Source organism: Nostoc sp. 2RC (assembly GCF_014222165.1).
GTDB classification, from domain to species: Bacteria; Cyanobacteriota; Cyanobacteriia; order Cyanobacteriales; family Nostocaceae; genus Nostoc; species Nostoc linckia.
The window spans coordinates 1-1,538 of record NZ_JACKZU010000684.1 but is presented as its reverse complement, the minus strand read 5'-3'; the positions used below and the strand labels follow the sequence as shown (position 1 = coordinate 1,538).

The 1,538-nt window shown below is 45.1% G+C and carries 2 protein-coding genes; both read left to right on the top strand.

The genetic code is table 11. The annotated features are described in order from the left end of the window. The first annotated feature begins 141 nt into the window (after nucleotides 1–141). Nucleotides 142–354 carry a photosystem I reaction center subunit IV gene (locus GNE10_RS34400; protein WP_099066719.1) on the top strand — a complete coding sequence of 71 codons (213 nt, stop codon included), beginning with the start codon at nucleotides 142–144 and terminating at the stop codon, nucleotides 352–354. Between the two features lie 256 nt (nucleotides 355–610). Then, nucleotides 611–1,537, top strand: a complete 927-nt coding sequence (locus tag GNE10_RS34395; protein ID WP_185570492.1) for a DNA-formamidopyrimidine glycosylase — start codon at nucleotides 611–613, stop codon at nucleotides 1,535–1,537. Nucleotide 1,538: the final 1 nt, after the last annotated feature.

Sequence of the window (1,538 nt, the reverse complement as noted above, 5' to 3'; positions counted from 1 at the left end):
CCCCATGCCCCATCCCCCATACCCTACAACCTAATTCAGACAAATAACTTAACAAAGGCTCTTGCTGCGACCTTCAGGTTGTAGAGTGAAATCAATTAGCCCTCTAAAATTGGCAATCGATCATAAAAAGGGAAAGTAATCATGGTTCAACGTGGCTCTAAGGTACGTATTCTCCGCCCTGAATCCTACTGGTTTCAAGATGTAGGAACCGTGGCTTCTATCGATCAAAGCGGCATCAAATACCCAGTAATTGTCCGTTTTGAAAAGGTCAACTACTCCGGTATCAATACCAACAACTTCGCAGAAGACGAACTATTAGAAGTCGAAGCACCAAAGCCTAAAGCGAAAAAATAAGCAACAAATCCACAAGGGGATTGCTTAATGGGATGATGAAGGGAAGTCTCAAGTATGAAATCTGAAAATATGAAACTTTCAGTTCTTTCATCCTTGCTCTTAGCCTATCCTAATCTATAAGAAGCCGCCCTGCGGGTATTTACGGTTTCTGGTTAGAGTAGTATGGTAAAGCCACCTACGGATGTTTACATACTGTGTCATCTTGGTTTGCTTAACTCCCCAAATACACTAATATTTGCTTGCTTAATCAGCTTGAATGCCTGAATTGCCTGAAGTTGAAACAGTCCGAAGGGGTCTAAATCAATTGACCCTCAACCAAAAAATTACGGGTGGAGATGTGCTGCTCGATCGCACCATCGCCTACCCGTTTTCTGTCGGTGAGTTTATTGATGGAATCAAAAATAATGCCATCGCTATTTGGCATCGTCGTGGCAAGTATCTCGTAGCTGAACTCACACCCGTAGAAAAGGACAGGGGGACACGGGGACACGGGGACACGGAGAATTCTTTCCCCGCGTCATTGCGTCTCCCACTTTCCGCGTCTCCCCCCATCCCTTGGCTAGGGGTTCATTTGCGAATGACTGGTCAACTACTGTGGGTGGATCGAGATGAACCATTACACAAGCACACGCGAGTCAGATTATTCTTTGGCGATCGCCAAGAATTACGATTTGTGGATCAGCGCACCTTTGGACAAATGTGGTGGGTTCCGTCTGGTGTTCCTGTGGAAAGCGTCATCACAGGTTTGGCAAAATTGGCAGCCGACCCATTTACCGATGAATTCACCGTTGAGTATCTAGCAGGGAAACTCCAAAAGCGTCGCCGTCCCATTAAGACTGCGCTATTGGATCAGTCTGTGGTGGCGGGATTAGGTAATATTTACGCCGATGAAGCACTATTTAAAAGTCAAATTTTACCTGAAACATTGTGTACTGATTTGCAGCTAAAGCAAATCGAGAATTTACGAACAGCGATAATTCAAGTTTTAGAAACCAGTATTGAAGCTGGTGGTACGACTTTTAGTAATTTTCTCAATGTTAAGGGCGTTAATGGCAACTACGGAGGCGTAGCTTGGGTTTATAACCGCGCCGGAGAACTCTGTCGAATTTGCGATACACCCATTATGCGGATTAAACTAGCTGGGCGATCGAGTCACTTTTGTCCCCAGTGTCAAAGGGGATAGG